This window comes from Streptomyces sp. bgisy159, from assembly GCF_057707805.1.
The window spans coordinates 161,629-186,552 of record NZ_JBYIQX010000009.1; the positions used below are offsets into that span (position 1 = coordinate 161,629).

Genomic DNA, 24,924 nt, shown 5'->3' on the forward strand with positions numbered 1-24,924 from the left:
GACAGGGCCGGAAGGCCGCAGGACCTGACCCGGAGAGCCGTTCCGTGCGTCGTCGACTCATCCAGTCCACCCTCGCCGTCGTGCTGGTGGTGATCGCCGTCTTCGGGATCTCCCTCGTCATCGTCGAGACCCGGACCATCAGCAGCAGCGCCCAGGAGCGGGTGGACTCCGAGGCGGTACGCCTCGTCGGCATCGTGGACAGCCGCCTCCTCGGGCACGAGGACGTGACCGCCGAGCTGCTGCGCGAGCAGGTCACCGAGGACCGGTACGCGGTCGTCCGCATCCCCGGCCGGGACCCCATCGAACTCGGCACCGAACCCGGCGGCGAGGTCATCCACGCCGAGGAGCGCGGCGAGGGCGGCGAGACCGTACGGGTCGAGGAACCGCGGTCCGCGGTCACCCGGGAGGTCGGCCGCACCCTGCTGATCATCGGGCTGGTGGCCCTGCTCGCGGTGGTCGCCGCCGTACTGCTCGCCGTCCGGCAGGCCAACCGCCTCGCCTCCCCGCTGACCGACCTCGCCGAGACCGCCGAACGCCTCGGCTCCGGCGACCCGCGCCCCCGCCACAAGCGCTACGGCGTCCCCGAGCTGGACCGGGTCGCCGACGTGCTGGACTCCTCCGCCGAGCGGATCGCACGCATGCTGACCGCCGAGCGCAGGCTCGCCGCCGACGCCTCCCACCAGCTCCGCACACCGCTGACCGCGCTGTCCATGCGGCTGGAGGAGATCACCCTCACCGACGACCCGGACACCGTGAAGGACGAGGCGAACGTCGCGCTGGCCCAGGTGGAGCGGCTGACGGACGTCGTCGAGCGGCTGCTGACCAACTCCCGCGACCCGCGCACCGGCTCGGCCGTCACCTTCGACCTCGACGAGGTCATCCAGCAGCAGCTAGCCGAGTGGCGGCCGGCCTACCGCAGCGCGGGCCGGGCCATCGTCAGCTCCGGCAAGCGGCACCTGAGGGCGGTGGGCACGCCCGGCGCGGTCGCCCAGGTCCTGGCCGCGCTGATCGAGAACTCGCTGATGCACGGCGGCGGCACCGTCGCGCTGCGTACCCGGGTCACCGGCAACCAGGCGGTCATCGAGGTCACCGACGAGGGGCCCGGCGTCCCCGCCGACCTCGGTGCGCGGATCTTCGAACGGGCGATCAGCGGCCGCAACTCGACCGGCATCGGACTCGCGGTCGCCCGCGACCTGGCGGAGGCGGACGGCGGGCGGCTGGAGATGCTGCAGGCCCAGCCGCCGGTGTTCGGCCTGTTCCTGTCGCGGACGCCGCCGCGGAAGTCGGAGCAGCAGGAACAGACGGTCAGGTAGCCGTCGGGCCAGGCAGCCGTCGGGCCAGGCAGCCGTCGGGCCAGGCAGCCGTCGGGCCAGGCAGCCGACGGGCCGGGCAGTCGTCGGCCCGCGGCCCCGCTGTCCCGAGCCGACCGCCTCAGGAAGTCGTCCGGGTCAGGAAGTCATCCGGGTCAGGAAGTCGTCCGGGTCAGGTACTCGTGCGGCTGCTGCTGGGCGGGGGCGGCCGGCCGGACGCCCGTGGACGACCGCGTCCCCGGCGCGGCAGCCTCCGCTTCCGGCCGCGCTCCCGGCCCTGCCTCCGCCTCCCGCACCGGCAGCGCCCGGAACACCCACGAGCGGTAGGACCAGAAGCGGAACAGCGTCGCCACACCGATGCCGAGGAACTTGAAGATGTTGTTCTGCAGCGGGGTGTCCCAGCCGAATCCGTACGTCGCCGCGAAGAGCAGCCCGTTCTCGATCACCAGGCCGACCCCGCTGAACAGCAGGAACAGCGCGAGCTCGCGGGTGCGGCCGCTCTTGTCGCGGTCACGGTAGGTGAAGTAGCGGAACCCGATGTAGTTGAAGACGATCGCCACGACCGTGGCGATGACACCGGCCCGCACGACCTGCAGGTCGGTCGTGTGCCGCACCAGGTTGAAGACGCCCAGGTTGACCAGGACGCCGGCCCCGCCCACGGCGCCGAACTTGGCGACTTCGTGCGCAAGGCGGCGCAGCCCCGAGGAACCATGTCCCATGGTCGTACAGGCCCCCGTCCGGGTCGCGGATGCGTCAACCCAGCCATGCTAACCATCCACGTTCGAGGATTTCCTGTGGTCGCTCTCATGGCCACCGAGGCGGAATCCTCCCCTCCGGCGGCGGCCGATACCCTAGGGGCGTGACGTTCCCGGTAGTCGGCATGGTCGGCGGTGGCCAGCTCGCTCGTATGACACACGAGGCGGGCATCCCGCTCGGCATCAGGTTCAAGCTCCTCAGTGACACCCCACAGGACTCGGCGGCCCAGGTGGTGAACGATGTCGTCGTCGGCGACTATCGCGACCTGGACACCCTGCGCGAGTTCGCCAGGGGGTGCGATGTGATCACCTTCGATCACGAACACGTACCCACCGAGCACCTGCGGGCGCTGGAGGCGGACGGCATCCCCGTCCGCCCCGGCCCCGACGCGCTGGTGCACGCCCAGGACAAGGGAGTGATGCGCGCGAGGCTCGACGCGATCGGCATCCCCTGCCCGCGCCACCGCATCGTGAGCGATCCGCGGGACGTGGCGGCCTTCGCGGCGGAGGGCCTGGCGGACGGCGCCGAGGGTGACGGCTTCCCCGTGGTCCTCAAGACCGTCCGCGGCGGCTACGACGGCAAGGGCGTGTGGGTCGTCGACAGCGCCGAGGAGGCCGCCGAGCCGTTCAAGGCGGGCGTCCCGGTCCTCGCGGAGGAGAAGGTCGACTACGTCCGCGAACTCGCCGCCAACGTCGTGCGCTCCCCGCACGGCCAGGCCGTCGCCTACCCGGTCGTGGAGTCGCGACAGGTCGACGGCGTGTGCGACACGGTCATCGCCCCCGCGCCCGGCCTCGACGAGGCGCTCGCGCTGCGGGCCGAGGAGATGGCCCTGACCATCGCCAGGGAACTGGGCGTCGTCGGCCACCTCGCCGTCGAGCTGTTCCAGACCCGCGACGGCCGCATCCTCGTCAACGAACTGGCGATGCGCCCCCACAACTCCGGCCACTGGACCCAGGACGGCGCGATCACCTCGCAGTTCGCCAACCACGTCCGGGCCGTCCTCGACCTCCCCCTCGGCGACCCGCGCCCGCGCGCCCCGTGGACGGTCATGGTCAACGTCCTCGGCGGCGACTACCCCGACATGTACTCCGCGTACCTGCACTGCATGGCCCGCGACCCCAAGCTCAAGATCCACATGTACGGCAAGGACGTGAAGCCCGGCCGCAAGGTCGGCCACGTCAACACCTACGGCGACGACCTGGACGACGTGCTGGAGCGCGCCCGTCACGCAGCCGGCTACCTCAGAGGAACGATCACGGAATGAGCCCTGTAGTTGGCATCGTCATGGGGTCGGACTCCGACTGGCCCGTCATGGAGGCCGCCGCCAAGGCGCTCGACGAGTTCGAGATCGCCTACGAGGTCGACGTCGTCTCGGCGCACCGGATGCCGCGCGAGATGGTCGCCTACGGCGAGCAGGCCGCGGACCGGGGGCTCAAGGTGATCATCGCGGGCGCCGGCGGCGCCGCCCACCTGCCCGGGATGCTCGCCTCCGTCACGCCCCTGCCGGTCATCGGCGTGCCCGTGCCGCTGAAGTACCTCGACGGCATGGACTCCCTGCTGTCGATCGTGCAGATGCCGGCCGGTGTGCCCGTCGCCACCGTCTCGGTCGGCGGCGCCCGCAACGCCGGTCTGCTGGCCGCCCGGATCCTCGCCGCCCATGACGAGGACCTGCTCGGCCGGATGCGCGACTTCCAGCAGGACCTGAACGACCAGGCCACCGAGAAGGGCAAGCGGCTGCGCGCCAAGGTCGAGGGCGCGGGCGGCGGTTTCGGCTTCGGGACGTGACGGCCGCCATGACCTCACTCGACGAGGCGCGGGAACTGCTGCGCGAGTTCCCCGTCGTCGACGGCCACAACGACCTGCCCTGGGCGCTGCGCGAGCAGGTCCGCTACGACCTCGACGCCCGCGACATCGCCGTACGGCAGGACGCGCACCTGCACACCGACCTGCCCCGGCTGCGCGCGGGCGGGGTCGGCGCGCAGTACTGGTCGGTGTACGTGCGGTCGGACCTCCCCGACCCGGTTCCGGCGACCCTGGAGCAGATCGACTGCGTACGGCAGCTGATCGACCGGCATCCCGGGCAGCTGCGGGCCGCGCTGACCGCCGCCGACCTGGAGGCGGCGCGCGCGGAGGGGCGGATCGCCTCCCTGATGGGCGCGGAGGGCGGGCACTCCATCGCCGGCTCCCTCGGCACCCTGCGCGGTCTGTACGCGCTCGGCGTGCGGTACATGACGCTCACCCACAACGACAACGTGGCCTGGGCGGACTCCGCGACCGACGAGCCGAAGGTCGGCGGGCTGTCCGCCTTCGGCCGGGAGGTCGTGCGGGAGATGAACCGGCTCGGCATGCTCGTCGACCTCTCCCACGTGGCCGCCACGACCATGCGGGACGCGCTGGACACCACGTCGGCGCCGGTGATCTTCTCCCACTCGTCGGCCCGCGCGGTGTGCGACCACCCGCGCAACATCCCGGACGACGTGCTGGAGCGGCTGCCCGCCAACGGCGGCATGGCGATGGTGACGTTCGTGCCGAAGTTCGTGCTGCGGGCCGCCGTGGACTGGACGGCCGCCGCCGACGAGAACATGCGCGCCCACGGCTTCCACCACCTGGCCACCACCCCGGAGGCCATGGCGGTGCACCGCGCCTTCGAGGAGGCGCACCCGCGCCCGGTCGCCACCGTCGCCACGGTCGCCGACCACCTCGACCACATGCGCGAGGTCGCGGGCGTCGACCACCTCGGCATCGGCGGGGACTACGACGGTACGGCCTTCACCCCGGACGGCCTGGCCGACGTCTCCGGCTACCCGAACCTGCTCGCGGAACTGCTGGAGCGCGGCTGGTCGCGCGCCGACCTCGCCAAGCTGACCTGGCGCAACGCGGTGCGGGTGCTGGGCGCGGCGGAGGACGTGGCCCGCGAGCTGCGGGCGACGCGGGGGGCGTCGAACGCGACGATCGAGTCGCTGGACGGCGGCTGAGCGGCCCGGGGGCGCCCGGGGGTGCGGGGTGCCCGGGGGTGCGGCGAGTCGTGCGCGCCCGGCCGCGCGACCGGGGCCGGTAGCCCCGGTCCGGCGTGCGGGGTCCGGTGTGGGTGAGCGGCGTGCGCCGCCCGGCGTGGGGCGAGCGGCCTCCACGGCCCGGCGCGTGCGGATCCGTATGCGCGCTCCGGTGTGCGCCGTCGGCGGCCCCGGTCCAGCGTGCACGACCCGGTGTGCGCGGCCCGGTGTATGTGGGCGGCGTGCGCTGTCCGGCGTGCGGGGCTGGGTGTGCGCCGCCCGGCGGCCTCCGGTCCGGCGTGCGGGGCCCGGTGCGCGCGGTCCGGTGTGCTGGAGGGGCGTGCGCGGGAGATGGCGCGCGCGGTCCGGTGTGCTGGAGGGGCGTGCGTGCGCGGTGTGTGCGCCCGGCGCGAGGGGGCGACCCGGCGCACGCCGGGTCGCGCGAGCCCGGCGTACGGACGACGCGGTCCGGCGCGGGGCACCCGAACGCACCGTCCGGCGGGTGACCCGCCCGCCTCCGTGCGACGGTGATGCGTACTGCTGATCGCCCAGCGCAGACCATGCCGCCGATCACGACGTACGGAGACCGCCATGGCCGACCTCCAGGACGAACTGCACACCGCGCCCGAGGTCGGCGAGCGGCCGCTGGACGGCCCCTTCCCGGAGCCACAGGGCCCGGACCTGGCGGGGCCCGGCGTCGACGAGCCCGTGGGCGACCCCCTGGACCGCGCGCACGCCCTGCTCGCCGCCCACCCCATCGCCGACGGCTACAGCGGGTTGCCCTGGGCGCTGCGCCATCTGCCCTGGTACGACCTTCAGGCCGGGGAGACCGCCGTCGACACGGACGTCCCCCGGCTGCGCGAGGGCCATGTCGCGGCGCTGTTCTGGTCCCTGCACCTGCCCGAGGGACTGGTCGCGAACCGGGCCGTCGGCGCCACCCTGGAGCAGCTGGACCTGGTCCGCTCGGTGATCAAGGCGCACCCCGAGGGGCTGCGGCTGGCCCGTTCGGCGGGGCAGGTCATCGACGCCCGCAACTGCGGCCGGGTCGCGGTGCTGCTGGGTCCGGCCGCGGCGCCCGCTCTGGACGACTCCCTGGGCATCCTGCGCGTCCTGCACTCGCTGGGACTGCGCGTCCTCACCCTGGCCGGGACCTCCTGGGCGAGCGAGGCGGGACTGACCCGGTTCGGCGAGGAGGTCGTCCGCGAGATGAACCGGCTCGGGGTGCTCGCCGACCTCTCCGGCGCATCCGACGCCACCATCGCCCGTACGCTGGTGCTGTCCAAGGCGCCGGTGCTGTGCACCCGCTCCGCCGCCCGCGCGCTGCGGCCCCACCCGGACAACCTGCCCGACGACCTGCTCACCGAGCTGGGCGCGGCCAAGGGCCTGTGCATGGTCCCGCTGACCGCGGAGCAGACCGGGCCGGGCATCCGTGACGTCGCCGACCACCTGGACCACGTCCGCGCCCTGGCCGGACCGGAGAGCGTGGGCCTCGCCGGCACCTACGACTCCGGCGCCGCCCACCCCCGGGAACTCGCCGACGCCTCCGGCTATCCCCGGCTCATCGCCGAGCTCCTCGGCCGGGGCTGGTCCGAGACCGACCTCGCCCTCCTCACCTGGGGTAACGCCCAACGCGCCCTGCGCGCCGCCGACTTCCTCTCCCGAGCCGGCCGGGACCGCCACGAGCCCTCGACGGCCGACATCGCCGCCCTCGACGCGTAGCCGCCGCGGGCGCCGCCCCGCACCGCCCGTGCCCCGGGCACCCCGCCACCGCGACGGCCGGCCCCGGGGCGACGGGACCGGCCGTGGGAGCGCACGGGGGAGCGGGTTCAGCCGTGCTCGATGCGGCACAGGCAGAACGGGTGGCCGGCCGGGTCGGCGTAGACCAGGAAGTCCTTGGCCTCGCGGTCGGTCAGGTCGAGGGGGCGGGCGCCGAGGGCGATGACCCGCTCGTGGGCGGCGTCCAGTTCCGCCCAGGTGGCCCCGGCGTCGAAGTCCAGGTGGAACTGCTGGGAGTGGTCCGGCCGCGGCCACTGCGGCGGCCGGTGGCCGGGCGCCCGCTGGAAAGCGAGCCGGGGGCCGTCGGGAACGTCCAGGACGACCCAGTCGTCGTCCTCGGCCTGCGGGGTGCCCCCGGCGACCGCCGCGTAGAACCGGGCGAGGCCGAGCGGGTCGGGGCAGTCGAGGACGACGTTGCGCAGCCGGGCGACGGACGCCATGGCACCTCCACGGTGAGGTCAGCAGGCACAGAGGCAGAACGGGTGCCCGGCGGGGTCCGCGTACACACGCCAGCCGCGCGAACGGTCCTCCGTGTCCAGCGGCCGCGCGCCCAGCGCCAGCACCTTCTCTTCCGCCGCGTCGAGGTCGGGCACGGTCAGATCCAGGTGGAACTGCTGCGAGTGGTCGGGAGCCGGCCACCGCGGCGGCACGAACCCCGGGGCCGCCTGGAACGCCAGCGACCGACCGCCGGGCATCTTCAGGTCCACCCACTCCCCGTCCCCCTCGACGGTCCCGCCCAGCACCTCGGCGTAGAACCCGGCGAGCGAGCGCGGGTCGGGACAGTCCAGGACGACGGCACCCAGCTCGGCGACAGCCATGTCTTCCTCCTCGTTACCCGTTACCAGCGATTGCCGGTAACCGTGTAACCGCATCCTGCCCTCTTGCCGGTAACGTCGCAAGGGGAATCCCGGGAGGTACCGTGCAGCCATGAGTGAGAGAGCGTCCGCGCCGGGCGGCCTGGCGCTGGTCGAGGCCCTGGTGAACACGCTGGACATCGAGTCGGGCGCCGACGCGCTCGACACGGCGGACGGCCGGGCGCGCTTCGGGCTCACCGACGGCGCCGACGCCGTGAACGAAGCCCGCGACCTGCGCGAGTCCCTGCGGGCCACGCTCCTCGCCCACGCCGGCCACCCACCGCACCGCGCGGTGACCCCCCTGGGCGACCTTCTCGCGCGGGCGCCCCTGTACGTGGCCGTCGACGAGCACGACGGCTCCGCGTCCCTGCGGGCCGACGAGGGCCCGCTGCTCTCCCGGGTCGCCGTCGCCGTCGCTCGCGCCCTGGTCGACGGCACCTGGGCCCGGCTCAAGGCGTGCGAGGCACCCACCTGTCACTGGGCGTACTACGACCGCAGCCCGGCCGGCCGCGGCCGCTGGTGCTCGATGCAGGTGTGCGGCGCCCGCGCGAAGATGCGGCGCTACCGCGCGAAGGCGCCCTGACGCGCCCCGAGGTGGTGCAGAATGCACTCGGACGCCGGTTCGGCCGACTGAGCCTCGGCCGAACCGGCGTCCGTCCGCCGCCCGGCCCGCCCCTGCGACGCGACTGTCCGGGTGCGCCGTGCTAGGCCGTGGGACGGCCCATGGCTCGGTACGTCCAGCCCGCCTTGCGCCACACCTCCGGGTCCAGCGCGTTGCGCCCGTCGAGGATGACGCGGCCCGCCGCGACCTCCCCCAGCTCCGCCGGGTCCAGCTCCCGGAACTCCCGCCACTCGGTCAGGTGCAGCACCACGTCGGCACCGCGCACCGCGTCCAGCGCGCGCTCGGCGTACCCGAGGGTGGGGAACACCCGCCGGGCGTTCTCCATCCCCTTGGGGTCGTAGACGGTCACCTGGCCGCCCTGGAGGTGGATCTGCCCGGCGACGTTGAGCGCCGGCGAGTCCCGCACGTCGTCGGAGTCCGGCTTGAAGGTCGCCCCGAGCACCGCGACCCGCCGTCCCAGGAAGGGCCCGCCGCCCAGCGCCTGCCGGGTCAGCTCCACCATCTGGCCGCGCTGGCGCATGTTGATGGAGTCGATCTCGCGCAGGAAGGTCAGCGCCTGGTCGGCGCCCAGCTCACCGGCGCGCGCCATGAACGCCCGGATGTCCTTCGGCAGACAGCCGCCGCCGAAGCCGATGCCGGCCCGCAGGAACTTCCGCCCGATGCGGTCGTCGTACCCGATCGCCTCCGCCAGCTTGGCCACGTCACCGCCGGCCGCCTCGCACACCTCGGCCATGGCGTTGATGAAGGAGATCTTGGTGGCGAGGAAGGAGTTCGCGGAGGTCTTCACCAGCTCGGCCGTCGGGAAGTCGGTGACCACGAAGGGCGAGCCCTCCTCGACCGGCGTCGCGTACACCGTGCGCAGGGTGTGTTCGGCCCGCTCGCTGCGCACCCCGACCACGATCCGGTCCGGGTGCAGCGTGTCCTGCACGGCGAACCCCTCGCGCAGGAACTCCGGGTTCCACGCCAGCTCGGCGCCCTCCCCGGCGGGCGCGTGCGCGGCCAGGTAGGCGGCGAGGCGGTCGGCGGAGCCGACGGGCACGGTCGACTTGCCGACGACCAGCGCGGGCCGGTCCAGGTGCGGCGCGAGGGAGGCGATCGCGGCGTCCACGTACGACATGTCGCAGGCGTACTCGCCGTGCTTCTGCGGGGTGTTCACACAGAGGAAGTGCACGTCGCCGAAGGCGCCCACCTCGGCCCAGTCGGTGGTGAACCTGAGCCGCCCGGTGGACCCCGGGATCCCGGCGACGTGGCGGCGCAGCAGGTCTTCCAGCCCCGGCTCGAACATCGGCGTCTCGCCGCGCTCCAGCATCGCGATCTTCTCGGGGGCGACATCGAGCCCCAGCACCTCGAAGCCCAGTTCCGCCATGGCGGCGGCGTGCGTCGCCCCGAGGTAGCCGGTACCGATCACGGTGATCCTGAGGGCGGCCATGCGTGCTCCTGGACTGGACGGCGTTCTCTGCGCTGCCCGAGCATATCGGGGGTGGGGCAGCGCCCCTCACCGGGCGGTTTCCGGGCTGTCGCCAAGGTCACGTACCCGTGCCGGGGGCGGGCCCTCTAAAATTTGGGTTACTTAACGGTAATTAGCAACGGTAGTAAGCGGCAGCATCACAGCGTCTTTGGAGCGTGAGAGACCTTGGCCGGATCGGCTGACTTCGACCTGTACCGCCCGTCCGAGGAGCACGACATGCTCCGCGACGCCGTCCGTTCGCTGGCCGAGGCGAAGATCGCGCCGCACGCCGCCGCGGTGGACGAGGAGGCCCGCTTCCCGCGCGAGGCCCTTCAGGCCCTGGTCGCAGGCGACCTGCACGCCGTGCACGTACCCGAGGAGTACGGCGGTGCGGGCGCCGACGCGCTCGCCACGGTGATCGTCATCGAGGAGGTGGCCCGCGTCTGCGTGTCGTCCTCCCTCATCCCGGCCGTGAACAAGCTGGGCTCCCTGCCGGTGATCCTCTCCGGCTCCGAGGAGCTGAAGAAGAAGTACCTGGGCCCGCTCGCCAAGGGCGAGGCGATGTTCTCGTACTGCCTGTCCGAGCCGGACGCCGGCTCCGACGCGGCCGGCATGAAGACCAAGGCGGTCCGCGACGGCGACCACTGGATCCTCAACGGCGTCAAGCGCTGGATCACCAACGCCGGCGAGTCCGAGTACTACACGGTGATGGCCGTCACCGACCCGGCCAAGCGCTCCCGGGGCATCTCCGCGTTCGTCGTGGAGAAGTCCGACGAGGGCGTCTCCTTCGGCGCGCCCGAGAAGAAGCTCGGCATCAAGGGCTCCCCGACCCGCGAGGTCTACTTCGACAACGTCCGCATCCCCGCCGACCGCATGATCGGCAAGGAGGGCACCGGCTTCGCCACCGCGATGCAGACCCTCGACCACACCCGCATCACCATCGCCGCCCAGGCCCTCGGCGTGGCCCAGGGCGCCTTCGACTACGCCAAGGGCTACGTCAAGGAGCGCAAGCAGTTCGGCAAGCCGATCGCCGACTTCCAGGGCATCCAGTTCATGCTCGCCGACATGGCCATGAAGATCGAGGCCGCCCGCCAGCTGACCTACGCGGCCGCCGCCAAGTCCGAGCGCGGCGACAGCGACCTCACTTTCCAGGGCGCCGCGGCCAAGTGCTTCGCCTCCGACGTCGCCATGGAGGTCACCACGGACGCCGTCCAGCTCCTCGGCGGCTACGGCTACACCCGCGACTACCCGGTCGAGCGCATGATGCGCGACGCCAAGATCACGCAGATTTATGAGGGTACGAATCAGGTTCAGCGGATCGTGATGGCAAGGAACCTGCCCTAGCCGCTGACCAGCCCGAACAACGCAGCCCCCGGCGTGAGCCGGGGGCTGTCGTCGTGAGTGGGCGGCCGGACCCCGGCCGAGGGGCCCCGCGACCGCGGTGCCGGGAAGCCGCTGCGGTCCGAGACGCGGCTCCGGTGAAAGGCGAGGCCTCAGTGCTCGAACCCCTCCGCCAGCCGCTTCTCCCGCAGCTCCTTGATCGCCCGGCGGCGCGCCAGGCGGTGGGTGCGGCGGATCTGGGCCTCCTGGTAGCGGCGGCGGTCGCGGTCGGTCTCCGGCATCACCTGCGGAACCCGGCGCGGCCTGCCGTCGGCGTCGACGGCGGCGAAGACCAGGTAGGCCGAGCCGACCTGGGTGGGCGGGGTGGACTCGTTCCACCGCTCGGCGAGAACCCGCACCCCGACCTCCATCGACGTCCGGCCGGTCCAGTTGACCTGTGCCTTGACGTGGACGAGGTCCCCCACACGGACCGGCTCCAGGAAGACCATCTCGTCCATGGAGGCCGTGACGGCGGGGCCACCGCTGTGCCGGCCGGCCACGGCGCCCGCCGCGTCGTCGACCAGTTTCATGATCACGCCGCCGTGCACCGTGCCCAGGAGGTTGGTGTCGTTGTGGGTCATGATGTGGCTGAGGGTGGTGCGGGAGGCGGATGTCGGCTTGCCCGGGATCTCCGGGGTGTCCGAGTCCGCTGCGGTGACGCGATCTGTCATGACCTCCACCTTATGCCGCGCCGGACAAGGCGGGAGTTTGTGTCAGGTTGGCAACAGCGGTGCCCTGATTTTCCGACGTCCCTACTGGACGTGCGGCCGCGCCCGGCACACTGGGGCGCATGAATGATTGGCCCCAGGGATGGTCCGGCGGCGACCGCGGCGACCGGTACGGACGCGGCAGCGCCGGCGCGCAGCCGGAGAGCGCGCGCGTCATGCGTCAGGTCCGGCGCGGCCCGGCCGCCCCGCCGCAGCCCCCCGGCGTGCCCCCGCAGGGCGGGCACGCGGGCGGCCACGGACAGGGTGACTTCACCAACGCCCAGCTGTCCGGCTACGACAGCGGCTACAGCACGGGCCAGGTCTACGGCGGCGGTCCCGGTGGCGGCTCCGGCGGCGGGGCCGGTGGTGCCCGCGCCGCGCGCCCCGCGCCGGACTGGCGCCGGCGGATCAAGTGGACGGCGATCACCGTGACGACCGTGCTGGTCGTCACCGCCGTCGGCACCTACTTCTGGGCCGACTCCAAGCTCAACCGCGAGGTCGACCTGTCCAAGGTCATCGACCGGCCCGAGGGCGGCGACGGCACCAACTACCTGATCGTCGGGTCGGACAGCCGCGAGGGCATGTCCGCCGAGGAGAAGAAGAAGCTGCACACCGGCTCCGCCGAGGGCAAGCGCACCGACTCGATGATGATCCTGCACGTCGGCGACAACGGCGACACGCTGATCTCGCTGCCCCGCGACTCGGACGTGGAGATCCCCACCTTCGTCGGCTCCGAGTCCGGCAAGACCTACAAGGGCACCGGCAAGCACACCAAGCTGAACGCCGCCTACGCCATGGACGGCCCCGAACTGCTGGTCCGCACGGTCGAGTTCAACACCGGGCTGCGCATCGACCACTACGTCGAGATCGGCTTCGCCGGCTTCGCGAACATCGTCGACGCGGTCGGCGGCGTCGAGATCGACATCCCCAAGGGCGGCATGAAGGACACCAGGTCCGGCGCCGACTTCGAAGAGGGCAAGCAGACCCTGAACGGCGAGGAGGCCCTCGCCTTCGTCCGCACCCGCTACGCGCTCGCCCGCTCCGACCTGGACCGCACCAAGAACCAGCAGAAGTTCCTCGCCGCCCTCGCCCACCAGGTGGCCACCCCGAGCACGGTCCTCAACCCGTTCAAGTTCTACCCGACGATGGGCGCGGGCCTGGACTCCCTGATCGTCGACGAGGACATGAGCCTGTGGGACCTCGGCTCCATGTTCTTCGCGATGAAGGGCGTCAACGGCGGCGACGGCACCTCGATGAACATGCCGATCTCCGGCTCCGCGGGCTCCAACCTGGTCTGGGACAAGGCCAAGGTCAAGCAGCTGGTGCAGCAGCTGAACAACGACGAGAAGGTCACGGTCTCCGGTGACTGACCGGCCCGCCGGCGGCCGGTCCTTCGACGCGGTGCTGTGTGACGTCGACAACGTGATCCGGCACTACGACAGCTCCGCCCTGACGGCGCTGGAGCGCGCCGCCGGGCTCGCAGAGGGCACCACCCAGAAGGTCGCCTTCGCCCCCGGCACCGACCTGCCGCTGATGCTGGGCCGGATCACCGAGCAGGAGTGGGTCGCCGCCATCGCACGCGGCCTGGCCGGCCTGGTCGACGACGACACCGCCTGGGAGCTGGGCGCCACCCTGCTGGAGTCGCCGTTCCACGCCGACGAGACGGTGGTGGCGCTGCTGCGCCGGGCCCGGGTCCACGTCCCGCTGGTCCTGGTCACCAACGCCCCCCTCGGCCTGGAGGCCGACCTGGCCGCCCTGGGGCTGGCCGACCTCGCCGACCACGTCGTCAGCAGCGCCCGCGTCGGCCTCGCCAAGCCGGACCCGCGGATCTACGAACTCGCCGCGTCCCGGGCCGGCGTGCGGCCCGAGCGCTGCCTCTTCGTCGACGACACCCGGGAGAACGTCGAGGCCGCGGCCGCGCTGTCCATGCCCACGGTGCACTTCCGCCACGCCGCCGACCTGGAGCGCGCGCTGGCCCCGCTGTTCGACTCCTGACACTTCAGCCCGCGCGGCGCCCGCGCGGTTCCGACCTTTCCGCGGTCCGGGGGCTTCGGGCGCGGGTGGTGCCTGCGCGGTCCCTACGTCTCCGCGGTCCGGGGGCTTCGGGTGCGTGTGGTGCCTGCGCGGTTCCGACGTCTCCGCGGTCCTGACGCCTCGGTGCTCCCGGCGTCTTCGCGGTCGGGACTCCCGTGCCCCGGCAGCCGGGTCCTCATGGGCAGCGGACCTCGTCGCCCCGCACCACCTCGGCCCCGCCGCTCGGCGCCGGGACCGGCGCCCGCACCGGCCGCACGTCGTGGAAGCCGGACCCGGCGATCACCTTCAGAGTGGCCCCCAGGCCCTTCGCCGACCGCAGTTCGCTGCCCGGCAGGGCCGCCGCGAGGGACTTCGCCGAACGGTCCCAGCGGGGGTCGTACAGGACGATCGTGCGGCGCACGTCGCGCTGGGCGGAGGTCACCGGCCGCCCGGTCGTACGGAAGCCCGCCGCGGCCAGCGCCGCGTCGACCCGCCGGGCCAGTCCGGCCGTACGCGTGCCGTTCTCGACCTGGACGCGGATCCGCCGCGGGGCCACCTCGACGCGCGGGGCGGTCTTCCCGGGCGGGGGTGCGGGCCGCGCGGTCGCCAGCGGCCGGTCGTCGCGCAGCGACCGGAAGACGCGTTCCGCCCCGGCCCGGTCCCACTTCACCGTCGAGCCGATGCCCGGCACCGAGTACCCCATCTGCCCGATGGGCACGGTCATGAACTCCGAGGAACGCGGCGAGAACGTGCGCATCGCGCGGCCCAGGTCCAGCAGTTCGTCGGTGCCGAAGCCCCGGTCCGCCCGCACCGAGCCCAGCACCGCCCGGGCCACGTCCCGGAACCTCAGCGGGTTCAGCAGCAGCCCGGACGACGTGGCGCGGTCCACCAGAGCCGCCATGAACCTCTGCTGGCGCCTCATCCGGCCCAGGTCGGAGGAGGCGTCCGCGTGGCGGGAGCGCACGTACTGCAGGGCCTCGCCGCCGTCGAGGGTGTGGGTGCCGGGCGGCAGGTCCAGGCCCGTGTACGAGTCCTTGAGGGGCTCGGCCGTGCAGATCTTCACACCGCCCAGCACGTCCACCGTCTTCATGAAGCTGGTGAAGTCGACCTCCAGATAGTGGTCGATCTTCACCCGGGTCATCGCCTCGACGGTACGGACGGTGAGCCGGGGCCCGCCTTCCGCGTACGCCGCGTTCAGTTTGACCGGGTGCCCGTGGTGCTTCTCGCCGGTGGTGCGGTCGGTGTGCGGGGGTGTCTCGGCGTAGGAGTCGCGCGGCAGGCTGACCACGCTGGCCCGTTCCCGGTCCTCCGAGATGTGCACGATCATGATCGTGTCGGTGCAGTGGCAGGGCGCGCCGCCGAGCCGGTAGCGCCGCCGCTCGGCCGGGGTGATCCGGTCCCGGCCGTCGGTGCCGACCAGCAGCACGTTCATGCCGTGGCCGGGGCGGGGGCGGTTCTTCATGTCCCGGAAGGGGTCGACCCGGGCGATGTCGGCGTCCAGGGTCGTCACCAGCGAGTGGCCGATGCCGGCCGCCGCCAGCACCACCACGGACAGCGTCGTCGCCGCCCGCAGGGCCCAGCGGGGACGTTTGCGGGGCGCGGGCGGACGCGGGCCGCGGCGCGGTGGCCGGGTGCGCGGGGACCGGGGCGGTGGGGCGGCGGGCATGGGACACCTCCGGGCGGCGCCGGGCGGGGGGAAGGCGTTGAGAACCGTAGGCCCATACGATCGTCGGCCGGCGGTGGCACACCCGGTGGGGGGTCGCCGTGTCCCCCGTTCGCGGTAACGTGAGCGCTCTATGAACGCCAAGTCCGACGCGCAGCTCCCCGCCGTGTCCGTCATCATGCCCGTCCTCAACGAGGAGCGGCATCTGCGCGGAGCCGTCCAAGCGATCCTCGCGCAGGAGTACTCCGGTGAGATGGAGGTCGTGATCGCCCTGGGTCCGTCCACGGACCGCACGGACGAGATCGCCGCCGAGCTCGTGGCCGAAGACCCGCGCGTGCACACCGTGCCCAACCCGACGGGCCGTACGCCCGCCGCGCTGAACGCCGCGATCAAGGCCTCCCGCCATCCGGTCGTGGTCCGCGTCGACGGCCACGGCATGCTCTCCCCGGACTACATCGCCACCGCCGTGCGGCTCCTGGACGAGACCGGCGCGCAGAACGTCGGCGGCATCATGCACGCCGAGGGCGAGAACGACTGGGAGCACGCCGTCGCCGCCGCGATGACCTCGAAGATCGGCGTCGGCAACGCGGCCTTCCACACCGGAGGGCAGGCCGGCCCGGCCGAGACCGTGTACCTCGGGGTGTTCCGGCGCGAGGCGCTGGAGCAACAGGGCGGCTACAACGAGGAGTTCATCCGCGCCCAGGACTGGGAGCTGAACTTCCGCATCCGGGAGGCGGGCGGCCTGATCTGGTTCTCGCCCGAGCTGCGGGTGTCGTACCGCCCGCGGCCGAGCGTGCGGGCGCTCGCCAAACAGTACAAGGACTACGGGCGTTGGCGGCACGTCGTCGCCCGCTACCACTCCGGGTCGATCAACCTGCGCTATCTCGCGCCGCCGGTGGCGGTGTGCGCCATCGCGGCGGGTCTGGTGGTCGGTGCCGTGCTCACCCCGGCAGGCTTCGTGATCCCCGGCGGCTACCTCGCGGCGATCGCCGCCGGGTCGGTTCCGGCCGGCAGGGGCCTGCCGCTGAAGGCGCGGCTGCGGATCCCCGTCGCCCTCGCCACCATGCACATGTCGTGGGGCTGGGGCTTCCTGACCAGCCCCAAGTCGCTGGCCAGGAAGGTCATCGCGTCCCGCCGCCCGGCGGTGCCCAGCTCCGTCTGACGGCCTATCAAGGACCGTCCGGTTCCGGTCCCACCAGGCCCTCGGCGCCCGTCGGGTTCTGGATTCGAGCAGGCCCTAGGCCGTCCGGTTCCGGACCTGCCAGGCCCTCAGGACCCGTCCGGCTCCTCGGTCCAGGTGAAGGACGGGTCCACGTGCATGCACTGGCCCGTGTCCGAGGCGTTCATCAGGTCCGCCGACTCGGGGACCTCGTCGCTCTCCTCGGGCACCTTGTAGGCCGCGTTCTCGCGCCAGTCCGCGCCGACGACGACGGTGACGCCGGAGACCTCGGTGGACCGTCGCACGGCGCTCTCCGGGATGCCGAGCGCCCGGGCGACCGCGAGGGCGTCGCCGCGCAGGTCGGCGCTCGGGTAGCTGACCTCGGTGGCCGGCTCGGCGGTCGCCGCCGAGGGGTCGGTGACCGCCTTGGCGAAGCCCTTGGCGGTGAGCAGCCCGGTCACGTCGGTCGCCCGGCCGCGGGCCGGGGCCAGCGTGTCGGTGCCGGTGCCGTTGTGTACCTGCACGGCGAGGTCGGCGGGGTCGGCGGCCGGGTCGGTCACGGTGGGGGAGGGGCTCGGCGCGGGCTTCTTCCCGGTGTCCTTGCCGTCCAGCGCGATGTCCTCGCGCACCAGCCGGAACAGCCGCTCGGCGTCCTTGGTGGGCTCCACGCGCTCGCCGACGTAGCGGTTGGGCATCGTCGTCATGGTGATGCGGTCGGTGGGCACCTTCTGCAGCTCGCCGGCCAGGTCGTACATCTTCTTGATGCTGTCCAGGCCGTCGTCGACGGTGATCGCCCTCGTGGCCGCCTCGGCGAGCTTGCGCAGCTTGTTCGGGCTGCTCAGCTTGGCATTGGCGCGCAGCTCCCGCACCATCGAGTTCATGTACATGTGCTGGGCCTTGGCCCGCCCGAGGTCACTGCCGTCCTCGAAGCCGTAGCGGGTGCGCAGCCACTGCAGGGCCTGCTCGCCCTTGATGTAGGTGGTGCCCTTCTCCAGCCGCAGGCCCGAGCCGTGGCCGCTGGAGGTGTGCGAGTACACGTTGGCGTCCACGCACACCGGCACGCCGCCGATCGCGTCCGCCATCGACACCACGCCCGCGAAGTCGATCATCATGAAGTGGTCGATGCGGATGTCGGTGAGCTTCTCCCAGGTGGCCACCGTGCAGCCGGGACCGCCCCGGCTCAGCGACTCGTTCGTCATCATCCGGCCCTGGCTCGCCTGGTACACCGTGCCGTCGTCGGGGTCCGTGCACTTGGGGATCTGCAGCAGCGTGTCCCGCGGCATGCTGATCACCGACATGTTCGAGCGGTCCGCCGAGACGTGCAGCAGCATCTGGACGTCGGCGAGCGGCGGTCCGCCGAAGGTCTCCCGGGCCCCGCCGAGCTTCTGGTTCGCCTCGGTGTTGCGCGCGTCCGAGCCGATCAGCAGGATGTTCAGCGGGGTCTGGCCCTCCGCGTTCGCCGGGGCCGCCGCGGCGCGCTCCTTGGCGTCGCCGATGTACAGCTCGTCGCTCTTGATGTTGTCGTTGAGGTGCTCGTAGTACAGGTAGCCCGCGCCCGCGGTGCCCAGTATCACCACCGCTAGCACGGTCGCCGACCAGCGCAGCACCCGCCGACGGCGAGGACTGCGGCCCGCGCCGCTCCGCCCGCCCGCCGGTTCGGCCGCACCGGATGCCTCAGGTGCCGTGGACGTGGTGTCCCCGGCCGCGGGTGCCTCCCCCCGCACACTGCTCTGCGCCACTTCCCCTACCCTCCAGCCGCGCCGCGCGCGGGGTTCTTCCCGCGTTCATGAGACGCACGGGACCGCCGCCACGTTGTACAAGACGCGCGATCGGCCGCTCTCGTCACAGCCGGACCCAGTCTTGACCACTCTTTGATGCACCCGGCCTCACCTGCCTCACCCGCCGGGTACCGCACGACGCCCGGAACTACCGGCCGGCCATCGACCGGCCGGCCGCTGCCCGGGCGGCCACCTGAGGGGGCGGCACCTGACGGGCGGCCACCTGACGGGCGATCACCGGTCGGGCGGCACCCGACGGGCGGTTACCGGTCGGCCGTCACTTCGCGCACTGCACCTTGTCCGCGGTGGCCTTCGGCACCGACGACGGTGCCGTCGTCGGGGCGGTCAGCGAGACGCCCGCCCCCTTGTAGTCCTTGCCGAGCGTCAGCGTCATCGTGGGCAGCCCCTGCGCGTTGGTGACGCTCTCGCCGGGCTTCAGCGCCGTGCCGGGCAGGCCCATGATGGCGGCGAGCTTGCGCGCCTGGTCGGCCTGGTCGGGCGCGTACTCCAGGGTGGTCTTCGCCAGCTCCGTCTCCGCGTTCCCCGCGTTCTCGGACTTGGTCACGCCCTTGCTGTTCTGCAGCCAGGTGAGGGTCTTCGACGCGCTGCCCGCCGCGGCTCCGCCGTTGAGGATGCGCACCCGCACCTCCGAGGCCGCGGACTGAGTGCCCTTCAGCCGGGCCTCCGCCGCGGCGGCCGCCGCGTCCTTGGAGGCCTTCTGCTGCTGCTTGACCTCCGTGAACGACACATCGTCCTTGATCATCTGGAAGACGGGGGGCGCCGTCGCCTCGTTGAGCACGACCGTCGCCTTCACCTTCTCGGCCGGGTTGTCGAGCACCGGCACGGTGACGAAGGTCAGGTTCTTGACATCGAGCTTGCCCAGCTCCATGCCGAGGTCCTTGAGCTTGTCGATGCTGTCCAGCTGGCTGTCGACGGTCAGCGCCTTGGTGCCCGCCTCCGCCAGCTTGATCATCTTGGTGGGACTGGTGAGGGTGTCGTTCGACTTCAGCTTGCGCATCAGCGAGCTGAGGAACTGCTGCTGGATCTCGATCCGGCTCAGGTCACCGCCGAGGCCGACGGAGTGCCGCGTGCGCACGAACGCCAGCGCCTGCTCGCCCTCGACGACGTGCTTGCCCGCCGGGAGCTTCAGATGGGAGTCCGGGTCGTCGATGTCCTTGGCGAGGCACACCTCGACGCCGCCGACCGCCGAGGACAGCGTCTTGACCGCGTTGAAGTCGGCCACGATGAAGTTGTCCGGCGTGATCCCGGTCAGCGCGGTGACGGTACGCAGGGTGCAGCTCGGTGTACGGCCGCTCTGGCCCAGGCTGGTGTTGAAGCGGACCCCGGTCGTGCCCGGGATGACTTTGGTGGTGCCGTCCTCCTGCTCCGTCGGGCAGTCCGGGACGTCCACGATCAGGTCGCGCGGGATGCTCAGCGCGGTCGCGTTCGACCGGTCCTTGGAGACGTGCAGCAGGATGGTGGTGTCCGCGTGGCCGGGGCTGCCCGCGTCGCCGTACCCGGCGTTGCCGTCGCCGGTGCGCTTGTCCGTGCCGATCACCAGGATGTTGATGGCCTGGTCCTTCTTGAAGCCGCCCGTGCTGGCGCCGTCGTCGGAGACCGCCGTGATGTTGTCGTTGAGGTGCTCCAGGTACAGATAGCCGCCCACGAGGGCCGCCACCATCACGAACGCCATGGTGCCGCCGGTCCACAGCAGCACCTTCTTGACCTTCGACTTCTTCTTCGCCGGCCGGCGGCCGCGCCGGCCCGGCTGCGGCTCGTCGGCCGGCGTACCCCGGCGGCGGCGCGGCCCCGGCACCTCCTGCGGCCGCTCCCGCTCAGGGGCGGGAGTGCGGACGCGCGGCCCGGACCCGGCGGCACCGGAGCCCCGCGCGCCCGGCGCTGCGCCTCTACGGGGTCCGGGGACCGCCGACTGCGGTGCGGAAGGGGCCAGTCGCAGCTCGTAGTCGCCGGTGTCCGGATTGAGTACCCACTGGTCTGCGGGGTCGATGTTGTCCGCCCGCCCACGGCCTTGCGCGTCCACGGTTGTCCGAATCCTCCGTCGGGGCCACGCGGCGCCTTCCCCCCTTGACCAAAGGCGCTCGGGTCGATCCAGTCACTCGGTCACTCGGCGCTCGGCCCGGGGATGGACCTCGCGGCCGGGTGCACCGGGGCGCTCACACTATCCGGCCGACTCGGCGTCGAGCGACGACGGTGACACATTCCACGTCCATACAACCGGGCAATCCGGTGTATATCCGTGAACTGGCGTTCGCCTGGACCGCGCACCCCGCCCACGTTTTGGCAAGCGCTTTACCCGCTGCTCTTCCCGCAGGGGTCCTCGGCGGCCGTACGGCCCCGGAAGGGCGTGCCGGGCGGGGAGGTCGCGGCCGCCGGATCCCCGGCACGCCCGTCGCCGCGCGGGCCGGGCGTGCTGTCCGCCCTGACCTCGATCGGCGCGTCGGTGCGCAGCCGCCGGAAGAGTTCCTCTGCCGCCGGTTCCGCCAGCTGGTCCCGGTTGGGGTCGTAGACGTACGACTCCCGCGGAACGGTCAGGAAGCGCACCTGTTCGGTGGGGACGTCGCGCACCGCGCGCACAAGGTCGTAGAGACCGCGCAGACTCGCCAGCCCCGGATCGGTGGTCAGGGACGACGTCGCCGCGTCGAGCACCGGGTACAGCTTCACCGGGTTCAGCAGGACGTCGTTGCCGCGCAGCTTGTTGACGAGGGCGCCCAGGAAGCGCTGCTGCCGGTCCATCCGTTCGGTGTCGCTGCCGTCGCCGAGCGACTTGCGGGCCCGGACGAAGCCGAGGGCCTGTTCCCCGTCGAGGGTGACCCGCCCCGCGGGCAGCCTCAGTTTGGCGGCCTTGTCGTCGACGGGCCGCGCCAGGCACACCTCCACCCCGTCCACCGCGTCGACCAGGTCCTTGAACCCGCTGAAGTCCACGACCACGTGGTGGTCGATCCGCACTCCGGTCAGCTTCTCGACCGTCCGGACGGCGCACGCGGAGCCGCCCGCCTGGAAGGCACGGTTGAGCATGGCGAACGCGGGGCCGGTTCGGGTGCCGTCCGGGGTGCGGCAGCCCGGCACGTGCACCATGAGGTCCCGGGGCAGCGACACCGCGGTCGCGCTGCGGCGCCGGGCGTCGAGGTGCAACAGGATCGTGGTGTCGGACCGCTCGGTCCCCGGGTCACGCCCGTAGCGCCCGTTCTCGGCGCCCGCCCGGGAGTCCGACCCGATCAGCAGGATGTTCCGCGCGCCCTTGACCAGGACGGTCGGCCGCTCCTTCTCGTACCGGGCGAGTTCGGCCGCAGCCGCCTCGTCCGCCGTGATGTTCGCGCTGAGCTTCGCGTAGAGCACGGTCCCGACCACGCCGGCTCCCATCGCGACCGCCGCGACCCCGGCCGCCGCGCCCCACAGCCACCTGCGCCGCCGCCGGCGCGCCCGGCCGGCGCCCGTCGGGGTCGCCCCGGCACCGCGCCCCCCGCGAGCCGCGGCGGCCCGCCCCGCACCGCCCTCCACGCCAGAGCCCACGCCGTCCACCCCTCTCGCCGGTCCGGACGAGGAACGCCTGCCTCTACGACGAACGCCTGCCTCTACGACGATGGCGCGAGCGGGGCGAGGGTGCGGGCGGGGGTGGGCTGAACGGGTGAAGGGAGAAGGGATGCGGCGCGCCGGGGGTGGCTGCCGAGTGGTGGGTTGGGCGGGGGTGACCTCCGAGCGTCGGGTGTGCGGGCCGCCGAGCGTCGGCGGGGAGGCCGCCGAGCTCGGTGCGGACGGGGATGGCCGCCGGGCGGAGGGTTCTCAGCGAGCCGTCGCGGTGATGCGCTCGCTGTCGATACGGCGGGCCACGGCGTCCTCCCCGGCCTGGTCCAGGTTCCGGCACAGCACCACGGAACCCCCGCTGGCGAGGGGGGCGTACAGCCCGGCGCTCAGCCCCTCCCACGTCTCGTAGCCGAGCCCGGACAGCAGCCGCGACCCCGGCCCGGTCAGCCCCAGGCCCGCCGCGTCGGCCCGCGCCCGGTCCACCAGCTCGGCGCCGGTCAGCTCCGCCCCCGCGACGATCAGCGCCGGCTCCTCCGGGTCCACCGGCGCGTACGGCGCGAACCGGTCCCCGAAACTCGGCACGTCCACCGCGTAGTCGGCGTACCCCTCGGGAGGCCCCGGCACGAACCGCCTCCCCAGCGGCGCCAGCGACAGCGCGTACCGCTCCCCGCGGCAGGCCAGCCCCTCCTCGAACCGTCCGGGCCCGGCCACCACGTGGTCGGCCCGTCCGGCATCCCCCGCCACGTCCGCGACGACGCCCACCGACGAACAGGCGATCAGCCAGACCGCCGTCTGCCAGTGCGCCGGCAGCAGCAGTGCCACCCGGTCCCCGGGTTCGGCGGACATCCCGTCCTGCAGCAGGTTCGCCGTCTTCGCCACCCAATTGGCGAAGGTGGCCACGGACAGTTCGACGCGTTCGCCCGTGGCGTCGTCGTAGAAGGTCACCAGTGGGCGCGCGGGGTCCGCGGCGAGCGCGGAACCGAGCAGGTCGGCGGGGGTGCGATCGGTGGCGTTCATCCGCGCAAGGGTACGCGCAGCCACCCCGGCCCACCCAGCGGCGCCCCCGGCCCGGACCACCGGTTCGGCGCAACGCGCCGTGCCCCTCCACCGGACAGTGCGTCAACTCCCCGATGGACAGATATGTATGACTATGTCCAGGATCGAGGGCATGCGTGGATTGCTTGCTTCCTCGATCGGCGTCACCTGCGCGGCCGCCCTCGCTCTGCCCCTGGCGCCCCCCGCCTTCGCGGCGGCTGCCGCTGCGTCACCCGCCGTCGCGGCGCCCGTCCCCGCCGCGCCGTTGGGGGAGGCGGCGGCCGCACGGGCCCGCGTGGCCGCCCCGCACAGCCCCAGAACGCCGCCCTCCGTCCCCTCCGTCCCCTCCGTCCCCGGCGTGCGCACCGTCCCTGATGCGCCCGCCGTGCCCGCAGTCCCCGATGCGTCCGCCGTCCCCGACGTGGCCGGCAGCACCCGGTCCCTGCCGCTCGTCCCGCTGGTCCGCGACCGGGCCGTGGGCGGCGCCACCGCCGAACAGGGGCTGCCCCGCCGCACCGTGGCCGGCTTCTCGCTCCTGGGGGTCGTGTGGGACGACCCGCACGCCGAACTGCGCGGCCGGGTGCAGGTCCGCACCCGTGCCGCCGGCACGGACGCCTGGTCCGACTGGCGCGAGTTGGAGCCCGACGGCGCCGACCACGGCGCCGACCCGGACTCGCCCGAGGCCGCCTCCGGCCGCGTACGCGGCGGTACCGCCCCGCTGTGGGTGGGCCCCTCGGACGGCGTGGAGGTCCGCGTCCGCCCCGAGGCCGCGGACCGGTCCGCGCCGGGAACGCGGAGTCAGGCGGTGCAACCGGGCCTCCCGGAAGGCCTGCGCCTGGACCTCGTGAACCCCGGTACGGCTCCGTCCGTACCCGCCGCCGGCCGGCACCTGCCCGTGACCGGAACGGCGCACGGCCGCCTCGCCGCCCTCAGCCCCCTCCGCTCCGCGGGCACCCTGGACGTCCCGGACGAGGCGAGCACCGTCGTGACCCCCGCCGTCCTCAGCGCCCAGTCGGCGGCCGCGTCGGCCGCCAACGCCGACCTCGCCCCCATCGGCGCCACCGACATCCCTGCCCTGGACCGCTCCCGCACCGTCAGCGAACTGCTCTCCCTGCGCGGCGCCGAACTGACGGAGGCCCAGCGCGCCAAGCCGTACATCGGACCGCGCCCGCGCATCGTCACCCGGCGCGGCTGGGGCGCCGACGAGAAGCTGCGGGAGCGGAAGTTCGTCTACACCAAGAAGGTCAAGGCGGCCTTCGTGCACCACACGGTGACCGGCAACACGTACAAGTGCTCCCAGGCACCCTCACTCATCCGCGGTATGTACCGCTACCACGTCAAGAGCATGGGCTGGCGGGACATCGGCTACAACTTCCTCGTCGACAAGTGCGGAAACATCTACGAGGGCCGGGCCGGGGGAGTGTCGAAGCCGGTCATGGGCGCGCACACCCTCGGCTTCAACACCAACAGCACGGGCATCGCCGTCATCGGCACGTTCGGCTCCAGCAAGCCGCCCGCCGCCGCCGTGAAGGCCGTCGCCAAGCTCACCGCGTGGAAGCTGGGGCTGTACGGGGCCAATCCCAAGGGCAGGACATACCTGACGTCCGGCGGTGGCAATCTCTACCGAAAAGGTAAGAAGGTACGACTGCACGTCATCTCCGGTCACCGCGACGGTTTCGCCACGGAATGCCCAGGGCGCCAGCTCTACGGCAAACTCGGCTCGGCCCGTTCGACGGCGGCGCGCCTCCAGGGGCGCTGAGGCCGGAGGCACGGGCAGTGGGGGGCACATTCAGCGCCGTCGGGGGGACAGTCGTGGGACTGGGACGGGACGACACCGCACGCGACACCGCACGGCCATCGAAGGCGCCACACACCGGTCTGCACACAC

21 protein-coding genes are annotated in these 24,924 nt (G+C 72.9%); 11 read left to right on the forward strand and 10 right to left on the reverse strand.

Features of this window, described 5'->3' with window-relative positions:
* Positions 1-44 precede the first annotated feature (44 nt).
* Positions 45-1,313 carry an ATP-binding protein gene (locus AC3ET3_RS12175; protein ID WP_432135444.1) on the forward strand — a complete coding sequence of 423 codons (1,269 nt, stop codon included), beginning with the start codon at positions 45-47 and terminating at the stop codon, positions 1,311-1,313.
* Between the two features lie 152 nt (positions 1,314-1,465).
* Here the strand turns inward: AC3ET3_RS12175 and AC3ET3_RS12180 are convergent, their stop codons facing one another.
* On the reverse strand, positions 1,466-2,029 hold the full coding sequence (locus AC3ET3_RS12180) for a GtrA family protein (protein WP_432135443.1): 564 nt from the start codon (positions 2,027-2,029) through the stop codon (positions 1,466-1,468).
* A gap of 140 nt (positions 2,030-2,169) precedes the next feature.
* On the opposite strand from AC3ET3_RS12180, the gene AC3ET3_RS12185 reads away from it, so the two are divergent.
* The 4 genes from AC3ET3_RS12185 (at position 2,170) to AC3ET3_RS12200 (ending at position 6,778) form a co-directional block, all read left to right on the forward strand.
* Positions 2,170-3,330, forward strand: a complete 1,161-nt coding sequence (locus AC3ET3_RS12185; RefSeq protein ID WP_432135442.1) for a 5-(carboxyamino)imidazole ribonucleotide synthase — start codon at positions 2,170-2,172, stop codon at positions 3,328-3,330.
* Complete coding sequence (gene purE / locus AC3ET3_RS12190) at positions 3,327-3,851, forward strand: 5-(carboxyamino)imidazole ribonucleotide mutase (protein WP_432135441.1); 525 nt, start codon at positions 3,327-3,329, stop codon at positions 3,849-3,851. The genes AC3ET3_RS12185 and purE overlap by 4 nt, the downstream gene beginning before the upstream one ends.
* An 8-nt stretch (positions 3,852-3,859) precedes the next feature.
* Positions 3,860-5,041 carry a dipeptidase gene (locus tag AC3ET3_RS12195; RefSeq protein ID WP_432157761.1) on the forward strand — a complete coding sequence of 394 codons (1,182 nt, stop codon included), beginning with the start codon at positions 3,860-3,862 and terminating at the stop codon, positions 5,039-5,041.
* A 609-nt stretch (positions 5,042-5,650) separates the two neighbouring features.
* On the forward strand, positions 5,651-6,778 hold the full coding sequence (locus AC3ET3_RS12200; protein WP_435612102.1) for a dipeptidase: 1,128 nt from the start codon (positions 5,651-5,653) through the stop codon (positions 6,776-6,778).
* Between the two features lie 107 nt (positions 6,779-6,885).
* Here AC3ET3_RS12200 and AC3ET3_RS12205 read toward each other — a convergent pair whose 3' ends face one another.
* Together AC3ET3_RS12205 and AC3ET3_RS12210 are read right to left on the reverse strand one after the other, a co-directional pair.
* On the reverse strand, positions 6,886-7,275 hold the full coding sequence (locus tag AC3ET3_RS12205; RefSeq protein ID WP_432157743.1) for a VOC family protein: 390 nt from the start codon (positions 7,273-7,275) through the stop codon (positions 6,886-6,888).
* Positions 7,276-7,293: 18 nt separating this feature from the next.
* Entirely contained in the window at positions 7,294-7,653 is a 360-nt protein-coding gene (locus tag AC3ET3_RS12210; RefSeq protein WP_432135439.1) for a VOC family protein, read from the reverse strand.
* A gap of 109 nt (positions 7,654-7,762) precedes the next feature.
* On the opposite strand from AC3ET3_RS12210, the gene AC3ET3_RS12215 reads away from it, so the two are divergent.
* Positions 7,763-8,272 carry a CGNR zinc finger domain-containing protein gene (locus AC3ET3_RS12215; protein WP_432135438.1) on the forward strand — a complete coding sequence of 170 codons (510 nt, stop codon included), beginning with the start codon at positions 7,763-7,765 and terminating at the stop codon, positions 8,270-8,272.
* A gap of 121 nt (positions 8,273-8,393) precedes the next feature.
* Here the strand turns inward: AC3ET3_RS12215 and AC3ET3_RS12220 are convergent, their stop codons facing one another.
* A complete protein-coding gene (locus AC3ET3_RS12220) occupies positions 8,394-9,740 on the reverse strand; it encodes a UDP-glucose dehydrogenase family protein (RefSeq protein WP_432135437.1) in 1,347 nt (448 codons plus the stop codon).
* 204 nt (positions 9,741-9,944) lie between these two features.
* Here AC3ET3_RS12220 and AC3ET3_RS12225 point away from each other — a divergent pair, with 204 nt between their 5' ends.
* A complete protein-coding gene (locus AC3ET3_RS12225; protein WP_432135436.1) occupies positions 9,945-11,102 on the forward strand; it encodes an acyl-CoA dehydrogenase in 1,158 nt (385 codons plus the stop codon).
* A 149-nt stretch (positions 11,103-11,251) separates the two neighbouring features.
* Here AC3ET3_RS12225 and AC3ET3_RS12230 read toward each other — a convergent pair whose 3' ends face one another.
* The gene (locus AC3ET3_RS12230) at positions 11,252-11,809 is read right to left on the reverse strand and encodes an acyl-CoA thioesterase (RefSeq protein ID WP_432135435.1); all 558 of its coding nucleotides are present in this window, start codon (positions 11,807-11,809) and stop codon (positions 11,252-11,254) included.
* Between the two features lie 119 nt (positions 11,810-11,928).
* Between AC3ET3_RS12230 and AC3ET3_RS12235 the strand changes: the two genes are divergently transcribed.
* Positions 11,929-13,215, forward strand: coding sequence for an LCP family protein (locus tag AC3ET3_RS12235; RefSeq protein WP_432157742.1), 1,287 nt, complete (start codon positions 11,929-11,931; stop codon positions 13,213-13,215).
* Complete coding sequence (locus AC3ET3_RS12240) at positions 13,208-13,840, forward strand: HAD-IA family hydrolase (RefSeq protein WP_432135433.1); 633 nt, start codon at positions 13,208-13,210, stop codon at positions 13,838-13,840. Before AC3ET3_RS12235 ends, AC3ET3_RS12240 begins: the two co-directional genes overlap by 8 nt.
* Before the next feature lie 214 nt (positions 13,841-14,054).
* Here AC3ET3_RS12240 and AC3ET3_RS12245 read toward each other — a convergent pair whose 3' ends face one another.
* Positions 14,055-15,524: an LCP family protein gene (locus AC3ET3_RS12245; RefSeq protein ID WP_432135432.1), complete on the reverse strand. Its 1,470-nt coding sequence runs from the start codon at positions 15,522-15,524 to the stop codon at positions 14,055-14,057.
* A 130-nt stretch (positions 15,525-15,654) separates the two neighbouring features.
* On the opposite strand from AC3ET3_RS12245, the gene AC3ET3_RS12250 reads away from it, so the two are divergent.
* Positions 15,655-16,683, forward strand: a complete 1,029-nt coding sequence (locus tag AC3ET3_RS12250; RefSeq protein ID WP_435612103.1) for a glycosyltransferase family 2 protein — start codon at positions 15,655-15,657, stop codon at positions 16,681-16,683.
* A 107-nt stretch (positions 16,684-16,790) separates the two neighbouring features.
* Here the strand turns inward: AC3ET3_RS12250 and AC3ET3_RS12255 are convergent, their stop codons facing one another.
* The 4 genes from AC3ET3_RS12255 to AC3ET3_RS12270 all read right to left on the reverse strand — a co-directional run bounded on the left by AC3ET3_RS12255 (position 16,791) and on the right by AC3ET3_RS12270 (position 23,018).
* Positions 16,791-18,419, reverse strand: coding sequence for an LCP family protein (locus AC3ET3_RS12255; RefSeq protein ID WP_435612104.1), 1,629 nt, complete (start codon positions 18,417-18,419; stop codon positions 16,791-16,793).
* A 316-nt stretch (positions 18,420-18,735) separates the two neighbouring features.
* A complete protein-coding gene (locus AC3ET3_RS12260; protein WP_435612105.1) occupies positions 18,736-20,499 on the reverse strand; it encodes an LCP family protein in 1,764 nt (587 codons plus the stop codon).
* Between the two features lie 269 nt (positions 20,500-20,768).
* A complete protein-coding gene (locus AC3ET3_RS12265; RefSeq protein ID WP_435612106.1) occupies positions 20,769-21,989 on the reverse strand; it encodes an LCP family protein in 1,221 nt (406 codons plus the stop codon).
* A 270-nt stretch (positions 21,990-22,259) separates the two neighbouring features.
* Complete coding sequence (locus AC3ET3_RS12270) at positions 22,260-23,018, reverse strand: TIGR03089 family protein (protein WP_432135427.1); 759 nt, start codon at positions 23,016-23,018, stop codon at positions 22,260-22,262.
* 127 nt (positions 23,019-23,145) lie between these two features.
* On the opposite strand from AC3ET3_RS12270, the gene AC3ET3_RS12275 reads away from it, so the two are divergent.
* Complete coding sequence (locus tag AC3ET3_RS12275; RefSeq protein WP_435612107.1) at positions 23,146-24,795, forward strand: peptidoglycan recognition protein family protein; 1,650 nt, start codon at positions 23,146-23,148, stop codon at positions 24,793-24,795.
* Positions 24,796-24,924: the final 129 nt, after the last annotated feature.

Bases quoted from the DNA above. Each gene is read 5' to 3' on its own strand.
- AC3ET3_RS12180 (WP_432135443.1), bottom strand. From the start codon at position 2,029: ATGGGACATGGTTCCTCGGGGCTGCGCCGCCTTGCGCACGAAGTCGCC.
- purE (WP_432135441.1), top strand. From the start codon at position 3,327: ATGAGCCCTGTAGTTGGCATCGTCATGGGGTCGGACTCCGACTGGCCC.
- AC3ET3_RS12210 (WP_432135439.1), bottom strand. From the start codon at position 7,653: ATGGCTGTCGCCGAGCTGGGTGCCGTCGTCCTGGACTGTCCCGACCCG.
- AC3ET3_RS12215 (WP_432135438.1), top strand. From the start codon at position 7,763: ATGAGTGAGAGAGCGTCCGCGCCGGGCGGCCTGGCGCTGGTCGAGGCC.
- AC3ET3_RS12270 (WP_432135427.1), bottom strand. From the start codon at position 23,018: ATGAACGCCACCGATCGCACCCCCGCCGACCTGCTCGGTTCCGCGCTC.
- AC3ET3_RS12245 (WP_432135432.1), bottom strand. From the start codon at position 15,524: ATGCCCGCCGCCCCACCGCCCCGGTCCCCGCGCACCCGGCCACCGCGC.
- AC3ET3_RS12250 (WP_435612103.1), top strand. From the start codon at position 15,655: ATGAACGCCAAGTCCGACGCGCAGCTCCCCGCCGTGTCCGTCATCATG.
- AC3ET3_RS12220 (WP_432135437.1), bottom strand. From the start codon at position 9,740: ATGGCCGCCCTCAGGATCACCGTGATCGGTACCGGCTACCTCGGGGCG.
- AC3ET3_RS12205 (WP_432157743.1), bottom strand. From the start codon at position 7,275: ATGGCGTCCGTCGCCCGGCTGCGCAACGTCGTCCTCGACTGCCCCGAC.
- AC3ET3_RS12275 (WP_435612107.1), top strand. From the start codon at position 23,146: ATGACTATGTCCAGGATCGAGGGCATGCGTGGATTGCTTGCTTCCTCG.
- AC3ET3_RS12230 (WP_432135435.1), bottom strand. From the start codon at position 11,809: ATGACAGATCGCGTCACCGCAGCGGACTCGGACACCCCGGAGATCCCG.
- AC3ET3_RS12200 (WP_435612102.1), top strand. From the start codon at position 5,651: ATGGCCGACCTCCAGGACGAACTGCACACCGCGCCCGAGGTCGGCGAG.
- AC3ET3_RS12235 (WP_432157742.1), top strand. From the start codon at position 11,929: ATGAATGATTGGCCCCAGGGATGGTCCGGCGGCGACCGCGGCGACCGG.
- AC3ET3_RS12195 (WP_432157761.1), top strand. From the start codon at position 3,860: ATGACCTCACTCGACGAGGCGCGGGAACTGCTGCGCGAGTTCCCCGTC.